Source organism: Micromonospora deserti, from assembly GCF_003236335.1.
Lineage (GTDB): Bacteria > Actinomycetota > Actinomycetes > Mycobacteriales > Micromonosporaceae > Micromonospora > Micromonospora deserti.
In genome coordinates this window covers 19,102-27,354 of record NZ_POUB01000054.1, presented here as the reverse complement: position 1 = coordinate 27,354, position 8,253 = coordinate 19,102, and the positions used below count along the sequence as shown (strand labels likewise).

8 protein-coding genes and 1 tRNA gene are annotated in these 8,253 nt (G+C 70.9%); 5 read left to right on the top strand and 4 right to left on the bottom strand.

Features of this window, described 5'->3' with window-relative positions; translation table 11 throughout:
- Positions 1-142: 142 nt before the first annotated feature.
- A complete protein-coding gene (locus C1I99_RS10875; RefSeq protein ID WP_111134091.1) occupies positions 143-1,120 on the bottom strand; it encodes an NAD(P)H-quinone oxidoreductase in 978 nt (325 codons plus the stop codon).
- Between the two features lie 279 nt (positions 1,121-1,399).
- On the opposite strand from C1I99_RS10875, the gene C1I99_RS10870 reads away from it, so the two are divergent.
- Positions 1,400-1,486: transfer RNA gene (locus C1I99_RS10870), tRNA-Ser, on the top strand.
- A 13-nt stretch (positions 1,487-1,499) separates the two neighbouring features.
- On the opposite strand, the gene C1I99_RS10865 is transcribed toward C1I99_RS10870, so the two are convergent.
- Positions 1,500-1,859: a winged helix-turn-helix transcriptional regulator gene (locus tag C1I99_RS10865; RefSeq protein WP_111134090.1), complete on the bottom strand. Its 360-nt coding sequence runs from the start codon at positions 1,857-1,859 to the stop codon at positions 1,500-1,502.
- A 150-nt stretch (positions 1,860-2,009) separates the two neighbouring features.
- Between C1I99_RS10865 and C1I99_RS10860 the strand changes: the two genes are divergently transcribed.
- The 3 genes from C1I99_RS10860 (at position 2,010) to C1I99_RS10850 (ending at position 4,472) form a co-directional block, all read left to right on the top strand.
- Entirely contained in the window at positions 2,010-2,879 is an 870-nt protein-coding gene (locus C1I99_RS10860) for an NAD(P)-dependent oxidoreductase (protein WP_111134089.1), read from the top strand.
- Positions 2,876-3,784 carry an NAD(P)-dependent oxidoreductase gene (locus C1I99_RS10855; protein WP_111134088.1) on the top strand — a complete coding sequence of 303 codons (909 nt, stop codon included), beginning with the start codon at positions 2,876-2,878 and terminating at the stop codon, positions 3,782-3,784. Before C1I99_RS10860 ends, C1I99_RS10855 begins: the two co-directional genes overlap by 4 nt.
- 154 nt (positions 3,785-3,938) lie before the next feature.
- The gene (locus C1I99_RS10850) at positions 3,939-4,472 is read left to right on the top strand and encodes a YbhB/YbcL family Raf kinase inhibitor-like protein (protein ID WP_111134087.1); all 534 of its coding nucleotides are present in this window, start codon (positions 3,939-3,941) and stop codon (positions 4,470-4,472) included.
- A gap of 107 nt (positions 4,473-4,579) precedes the next feature.
- Here C1I99_RS10850 and C1I99_RS10845 read toward each other — a convergent pair whose 3' ends face one another.
- Positions 4,580-5,290, bottom strand: a complete 711-nt coding sequence (locus C1I99_RS10845; protein WP_111134086.1) for a class I SAM-dependent methyltransferase — start codon at positions 5,288-5,290, stop codon at positions 4,580-4,582.
- 210 nt (positions 5,291-5,500) lie between these two features.
- Between C1I99_RS10845 and C1I99_RS10840 the strand changes: the two genes are divergently transcribed.
- Positions 5,501-7,321: a DUF6311 domain-containing protein gene (locus C1I99_RS10840; protein WP_111134085.1), complete on the top strand. Its 1,821-nt coding sequence runs from the start codon at positions 5,501-5,503 to the stop codon at positions 7,319-7,321.
- 36 nt (positions 7,322-7,357) lie between these two features.
- Here C1I99_RS10840 and C1I99_RS10835 read toward each other — a convergent pair whose 3' ends face one another.
- On the bottom strand, positions 7,358-8,140 hold the full coding sequence (locus C1I99_RS10835; RefSeq protein WP_111134084.1) for an IucA/IucC family C-terminal-domain containing protein: 783 nt from the start codon (positions 8,138-8,140) through the stop codon (positions 7,358-7,360).
- Positions 8,141-8,253: the final 113 nt, after the last annotated feature.

Below are 8,253 nucleotides of genomic sequence, written 5' to 3'. Positions count from 1 at the left end.
GGCCATGGGGCTGCCGGGCCGATCCGGGCGGGCCCGCCGGGGCCGTCACCGCCTACCGGCGGTCAGCCGACGGTGAGCAGCCCTGCCGCCCGCCCTGCCGGCGGTCGGCCGAGGGGTGAGCGGCCGTGCCGCCATCGTGCGGTCAGCCGACGGTGAGCAGCACCTTGCCCACGTGGTCGTTGGTCTCGACCAGCCGGTGCGCCTGGGCGGCCTCGGTCATCGGCAGCCGCCGGTCCACGATCGGCCGGATCGTGCCCGACTCGACCAGCGGCCAGACCTGCGCCCGGACACCCTGGACGATCGCCGCCTTCTCCGCCAGGGGGCGGGAGCGCAGCGCGGTGGCCGCGACCGTGCCCCGCTTGGCCAGCAGCGCGCCGATATCCAGCTCCCCCTTGCGCCCGCCCTGCATGCCGATGATCACCAGCCGGCCGCCGGTGGCCAGCGCCGAGACGTTCCGCCCGAGGTAGGAGGCGCCCATGATGTCGAGGATGACGTCCGCGCCCCGACCGTCGGTGACCCGGCGTACCTCCGCGACGAAGTCCTGCTCCCGGTAGTCGACCGGGTGCGCGGCGCCCAGCTCGCGCAGCCGCCCGTGCTTCGCCGACCGGGCGGTCACCACCACCGTGGCGCCGAGCGCCACCCCGAGCTGGACGGCGAACGTGCCGATGCCGCTGCCGCCCCCATGCACCAGCAGCGTCTCCCCGGCGCTCAACCCGGCCAGCCGCACCACGTTCGACCACACCGTGCAGGCCACCTCGGGCAGCGCCGCGGCGTCGACCAGGTCGACACCGGCCGGCACCGGCAGCAGCTGCCCTGCCGGCACGGCCACCCGCTCGGCGTACCCGCCGCCGGCCAGCAGGGCGCAGACCTCCTGGCCCACCCGCCACTCGGTCACGTCGGGAGCGGTTGCGCTGATCACGCCCGAGCACTCCAGGCCGGGGTACGCGGGCGCGCCCGCCGGTGGCGGGTAGTGCCCCTGCCGTTGCAGCAGGTCGGCCCGGTTCACCGCGCTGGCCCGCACGTCGACGACCACCTCGCCCGGGCCCGGCTCCGGGTCGGGTACCTCGCTCCACACCAGGGCGTCGGGTCCGCCGGGCTCCGGAATCGTGATCGCGCGCATGATCTGTGTCTACCCCACCTGTCCGTCGGTCCACGCCCAGGCCAGGATCTCATCCACTGGCCCGCGGCGTCGCCAGGCAGACGCGCGGAGCGGGTCAGCCGGGCGGGGCAGCGGCTCGGCCACTGTGGACGTGTCCGCCGCCAGGGCTGCCGGTGATCAGCATGATATCCGGGTCTCCCACCCGTGGGCGATCATCGCGGCGTGGGTGGCGTGCCCGCTCGCCCGGCCGGCCGGCGTGGCAGACTAGGCAGGGCCGCGTAACCCTTGGGTCGCGGCCCGGGAGGGTTCGCCTAGTGGCCGATGGCGCTGGTCTTGAAAACCGGTAGGGCGGCAACGTCCTCGTGGGTTCGAATCCCACACCCTCCGCACCCAATGGCTGTCACGTCGTCGCGGGCGGCGCCTCGGCGGCGAGGCGTTCGACTCGGGTTGCCCCCCAAGCGCCCAGCGGGCGAAGGGCTTCGTTGAGTGACTTACCGTGCTCGGTGAGCGAGTACTCCACTCTCGGTGGGACTTCGCGGTACACCTCGCGGTGGATCAGCCCGTCCTCCTCCATCTCGCGTAGGTGTTGGATGAGCATCTTCTCGCTGACGCCGGGCAGACCTCGCTTCAGCTCCCCGAAGCGGCGAGTGCCGTAGTTGTTCAGCTCCCACAGGATGAGCGACTTCCACTTTCCCGATACGACGTCCATCGCGGCGTCGATGCCACAGATGTAGGGGCCGCGCCTCGTGCTCGATGTCATCGGTTCCTCCTGTCCGTGTGGAGGCATCAATACTTACAGAAAGGTAAGTATTGAACAAATTAGTGAGTACTTGTCGGCAGGAATGTGCTCGCGGAGGATGACAGCTGGCGCGCCTATCTGTGAATCGTCGAGCAAGCGAAGGAAGATCCGATGACCACCAGAACAACGTTCCTGGGAACAGGAGCGATGGGTAGTGCGCTCGCGACGGCGGCACTCGGCGCCGGCCGACCAACGGTGGTGTGGAATCGCACTCCGGGCCGGGCAGGAATTCTCGGCGAGCGTGGTGCCATCGTTGCCGACACCGTCGAGGAGGCGGTCGCCGGCGATGGAGTGATCGTCGCCTGCTTGTTCGACCACCGGTCGGTGCGTGACGTGCTCGATCCGGTCGCCGCTCGCCTGTCCGGGCGCGCCGTCATCAACCTGACCACCACGACGCCGAACCAGGGCCGCGAGCTCGCGGCGTGGGCCGCGGAGCGCGGCATCACCTACCTCGACGGCGCGATCATGGCTGTCCCGCAGATGATCGGCGGCCCTGGTTCGGTGATTTTCTACAGCGGCGCGGCGGCTGCCTTCGGCGAGCACCGGCCGCTGCTGAATCTGTGGGGCGAGTGCAGCTACCTCGGAACCGACGCCGGCATGGCGGCGCTGTACGACATGGCGATGCTCGTCGGCATGTACACGATGTTCGCCGGCTTCATGCAGGGCGCGGCGATGGTCGGCGTGGAGGGAGTGCCGGCGGCGGAGTTCGCCGCGCGAGCGACGCCCTTCCTTGCGGCCATGACCGGAGGACTGGCTCACTATGCCGCCGCAATCGACGCCAAGGACTACGCCGGCGAGGGCCAGCAGAGCCTGGAGTTCACCGAAGTCGCCGTCGCCTCCCTCATGCAGGCGACCATCGACCAGGGGGTCAGCGTCGAGGTGCTGAAGCCCGTGCACGACCTCGTCCGCCGGCAGATCGCCGCCGGGTTCGGCACGCAGGGGACTGCCCGCATGTTCGAGGAACTGAGGAGTTCGCGATGAGCAGCCCCAGCGGTCCCGTCCCGATCACCGTCATCGGACTCGGCCCGATGGGTCGAGCGATGGCCGCCACCCTGATGCGGGCCGGGCATCCCGTGACGGTGTGGAACCGCACGCCGAGTCGCGCCGACGGGCTCGTCGCCGGAGGCGCGACGCTGGCCCCCAGTCCGGCAGCTGCGGTCGCCGCCGGTGAGCTGCTGATCCTCAGCCTCACCGACTACCAGGCGATGTACGACATCCTCGGCCCGGTCGTTGAGGACCCCCAGCAGGCCGGTGTCCTGGCTGGCAAGGTCCTCGTCAACCTGAGCTCCGACACGCCCGACGCCTCCCGCGAGGCCGCGGCCTGGGCTGCCAGGAACGGAGCGCGCTTCGTGACCGGTGGCGTCATGGTGCCCGCTCCTGCGGTTGGCACCGCAGGCGCCTACGTGTTCTACAGCGGGCCCAAGAAGGTGTTCGAGGAGTACGAACCGGTGCTGAGGTTGATCGGTCAGCCCAGATACCTCGATGAGGATCCCGGGCTTGCCCAGCTCTTCTACCAAGCGCACCTCGACGTGTTTCTCACCGCGCTCTCGAGCCTGCTCCACGCCACGGCACTCGTCACTGCGGCTGGTGTGCCGGCAGCCGAGTTCCTGCCTGACGCATTGACCACCCTGACCGACATTCCGGCAATGATCGGCGACGGACTGGAACTGGCCCGCCAGTTGGAGGCCGGCGAGCATCCTGGTGACCTCAGTACGGTCCTGATGATGGGCGCCACGGCGGACCACATCCTGCGGACAAGTGAGAAAGCCGGCGTCGAGGTCGAGCTGCCCAAGGCGATCAAGTCGCACTACGACCGGGCGGTCGCCGCCGGCCAGGGCACCAGGAACTGGACGGCGCTCTACGAGGTGATCAGGGCCAGCGGCTGATGCTGTCAGGAGGGCTGGGGGCGCTGCCGCCAAGCGCCCTCAGCCCTCCTGAGTGGACGGCGGAAACCCGGACACGGGGCGGTTCGGGTCGATCGCCGGGCCGTGGCGGGGTAAGAAGGGCGAGGAAACCGCTCACCGGAAGGGACCCTCCCCCATGACTTTGGAACGACCGATCGCCCCGGACCCGTACGAGCTGCTGCCGACCGTCCCATCGTTCACCCTGACCAGTGACGACGTGCAGAACGGCGAGCCGATGGACGCCGCGTACGCCCACGGCAGCGTCGGGGGTGACAACATCTCGCCGCAGCTCGCCTGGTCCGACTTCCCGGCCGAGACCAAGGGCTTCGTGGTGACCTGCTTCGACCCGGACGCCCCGACCGGCAGTGGGTTCTGGCACTGGGTGCTGGTCAACCTGCCGGCCACGGTCACGCGGCTGCCGAGCGGGGCGAGCGGCGCCGACCTGGCGGGCGCGTTCACCGTCCGCAACGACTACGGGGAGCAGGGCTACGGTGGCGCGGCGCCGCCGGCGGGTGACCGCCCGCACCGGTACGTCTTCGCGGTGCACGCCCTCGACGTCGACCGGCTCGACGTGACCCCGGACGCCACCCCCGCCTACGTCGGCTTCAACCTCGCCTTCCACACCCTCGCCCGCGCCGTCATCCGCCCCACCTACCAGGTCAAGGGCTGACGGCGGCCCCGCCCCCTGCGCTGATCATGAGGTTGGCGGTGGGACCAGAGATCGACCACGCCGCCAACCTCATGATCGACGGTGAGAGGCCGGGCCCGGTGGGTGGTTCAGGAGGGGGTGCGGGCGACGGCGAAGACGGACTGGCCGAACGGGGGGCGGACGAGCTGCTCGGCGGCCTTGGTGGCGGGGAGGATCAGGGTGTCGTACACCTTGACCATCGGGCCCTCCTTCGGCATCAGCCGGAAGACCTTGGTCGCCATGAAGTAGCCGATCAGGCCGAGCGCGTTCGCGTAGTGGATCTTCTCCACGGTCAGGCCGGCCTCGGTCATAGCGGCGGCCAGGGTCTTCTTCGTGTAGCGGCGTACGTGGCCGGTGGCGATGTCCGCCGGGCTCATCGCGAACTGGAACGCCGGCACGATGATGATCACCGCGCCACCCGGGCGGACCAGGTCGCGCATGCTGCGTAGCGCGCCCACGTGGTCCTCGATGTGCTCCAGCACGTTGTACGACACGGCGGCGCTGTAGTCGCCCCGTTCGGAGTGCGGCAGCAGCATCTGCCGCACCTCGATGGTCGGTCGCTCGGCCAGCCGCTCCTTGAGCGAGACCAGCCGGTCCGGGTCCGCCTCGGTGGCGGTGAACCGGGGAAGCCGATCGGCCCACTCCAGTGCGTAGTCGCCGAGGCCACTGCCGATCTCGATCGGGTTGTCACCGAGGTACGGCACGGCCAGCTCGACGAACCAGCGACGGTGGTTGACCGCGGTCGCGAGGCCCTCCAGCACCTCGGACTGGACGCGCTGATCCCCAGTGATTTCTGCCATGCGTCGCTTCCTCACGATATGACTCGACCCGCGCCCGGACCGACAGAGTGAATCATCCGCACGGATGGCAGAAGAATCGGGGCGCCGTGGTGGCCGGAATGTGGTCGGGGGTGGGCACGTGATCGGCGGTTGACGAACCCGGCAGATAGTACGGCAGTACCCCGAAACACGCCACGGCAGTGCCATACCCTGACTACTCTACGAATCGTCATGACTACTCCTGAATCGGGCTTCCCCGGCGGCGGACCCCGGGTCGGTGCGCCGAAGGGTGGGCCCGACCAGGGCGAACGCCCCCGGCAGGGGCGGCGGACCGACGTCGCCGCCGTGCTGAGCTTCATCGCGCTCGGCTTCTGGGTCACCGCGCGGCTCTGGCTCAAACCGCACGACGGCATCCGGGACAACCGCACCGACCAGGCTCAGTTCGAGTGGATGATGGCGCACGGTGCACGAGTGGTGACGGATTTCGTTTATCCCTTCACCTCGGACCGGATGAATGTGCCGGATGGCGTCAACCTGATGGCTAATACGTCCGTATTATCCGTATCTCTGCCAATGACGCCGGTCACCATCCTGTTCGGAACCCGCGCCACTTTCCTGCTCTTCCTCACCCTGGGGATGATCGCCACCGCCACGGCCTGGTACTTCGTTCTCTCCCGGGTGGTCATCGGCTCGCGCGGGCCGGCGTGGCTCGGCGCGGCCTTCTGCGCGTACGCCCCGGCGATGGTGTCGCACGCCAACGCGCACCCCAACATCGTGTCCCAGTTCGTCGTCCCCCTGATCATCTGGCGCACCCTGCGGCTGGCCGAGCCGGGCCGCTGGCTGCGCAACGGGACGCTGCTCGCCCTGGTGATCGTCTGGCAGGCGTTCCTCAACCTCGAGGTGCTGCTGATGACGGCGATCGGTTTGGGCGTGGTGGTCGCGGCGCTCGCCCTCGGTCGGCCCGACCTGCGCCGCCGGGCCCGCCCGTTCCTGGCCGGGCTCGGGGTGGCCGCCGCGGTGAGCCTGGTGCTGCTGGCATACCCGCTCTACGTGCAGTTCTTCGGCCCCGGCGCCTACCACGGGCTCTCCCGGCTGATCCGCGGTTACTCCACCGACCTGGCCTCCTTCGTGGCGTACTCCCGCGAGTCGCTCGCCGGCGACGCGCAGAGCGCGGCAGGGCTGGCGAAGAACCCCACCGAGGAGAACGCGTTCTTCGGCTGGTCCCTGGTGGTGCTCGTGGCTGCCATCGTGTGGTGGCTGCGGCGCAACGTCGTCGTGCTCGGGCTGGCCACCCTCGGGCTGCTCTTCGCCCTGCTCTCGCTCGGCCGGGAGGTCCGCTTCGACGGCAAGGAGACCGGCGTGCCCGGTCCCTGGGCGGCCCTGGAGAACCTGCCGGTCCTGCACTCGGTGGTGCCGACCCGCTGGGCGCTGGCGTTGACCCCGATCGTCGGGTTGCTGCTCGCGTACGGCGCGGAACGGGCCCGGACGCTGGCCGCCCGGCACCCGGCAGCCCGCCCGCGGATCCGCTTCGTCACCGCCACCGTGCTCACGATGGCGCTGCTGCCGATCCTGCCCACTCCGCTGCCCTCGACCCGCCTGGACCCGGTCCCCGACTTCGTCACCTCCGGCGCCTGGCGCCCGTACACCTCCGGCGGGCGCAGCATCGTCACCCTGCCGCTGCCCGACACCCACTACGCCGACCCGCTGCGCTGGTCCGCGCGGACCCGGCTGGAGATGCCGCTCGCTCGGGGCTATTTCCTCGGCCCGGACACCCGTCCGGGCAAGGACCGGGTCGCCTTGTTCACCGCCACACCCCGCCCCACCAGCGACTTCTTCGACACCATCCGGAAAACCGGCGCGGTGCCGCCGATTACCCCGCAGGCCCGGGTGGACGCGGTGGACGACCTGCGGTACTGGCGCGCCGGAGCGGTGGTGCTCGGGCCGCACCGGCACGCCGACGCGCTGCGCCGGGGCATGACCGAGCTGACCGGCGTGCGGCCCACGCATACCGGCGGCGTCTGGCTCTGGGACGTGCGCCCGCTCACCGACTGACCGGGGAGGCACCCCGACCGGCGGGCGGACCGGCCGTCAGGGTTGGCGGAGGCAGCAGCCCTGGCAGATCTTGGGCTGGGGGAGCGTGAAGGCGAGGCAGCAGGTGCGGCGCTGCACGGTCGGCTCGCCGGCCGGGCCGGGCACCAGCTCCACCAGGTCGCGCAGGTCGAGCGCGCCGAGCAGCGTGTCGATGGTCTCGACCGAGGAGCCGGGCAGCCCGTCGGCGGCCCGCAGGACGCCGTGGGCGACGCCGGAGGCGACCGAGCCGAGCAGGGTACGGGTGCCGATCCGGACCTCGGCCTGGATCGCCGCGATCATCGGGGCCAGGTGGGCGTCGAGCAGCGCGGCGCGCAGCGCCCGGAGCAGCGCGGCCTCGTCGGCGACGACCCGCACCTCGGGCAGCCCGGCCAGCGCCAGCGGGTCGTTCGGCAGCACCGCGACCGTGGTCGAACGGCGCAGCCCCAGGGTGAGCAGCGGGCGGTGGTCCTCGAAATGGATCAGCACGTCGGCCGGGTCGAGCAGCGGCACCCGCCGGGCGGCGGCCCAGCCGAGCACCACCGGCAGCGACGCCCAGTAGCTGTACGACTTCCAGGCCAGCGCGGCGCAGGCGTGCGGCGGGCCGCCCCAGCGCAGGGTGGCCGCGTGCAGAAACTCCGGCAGCCGGGTGCCGTCGACCAGCGAGGTGGCGCGGGCCCAGCCGAACTCGTCGGTCACCAGCAGGCCGGGCGCGAGGCCAGGCAGGTCGTCGGTGCCGAACATCGCCCGCAACGCGGCGCTGACCGGGGCCAGCGGCGCGGTGGCGAGGTCCTGCCCCGGCATCACCGCTGTCACCTGATCGTCCCCCGTCCCGACGCCCGTCGCTGAGCTAAGGCTAGCCTAACCATCGCTTTGGGGCGGAGGGAAGCCTCACCTGGGTGGGATCGAGAGGTCCG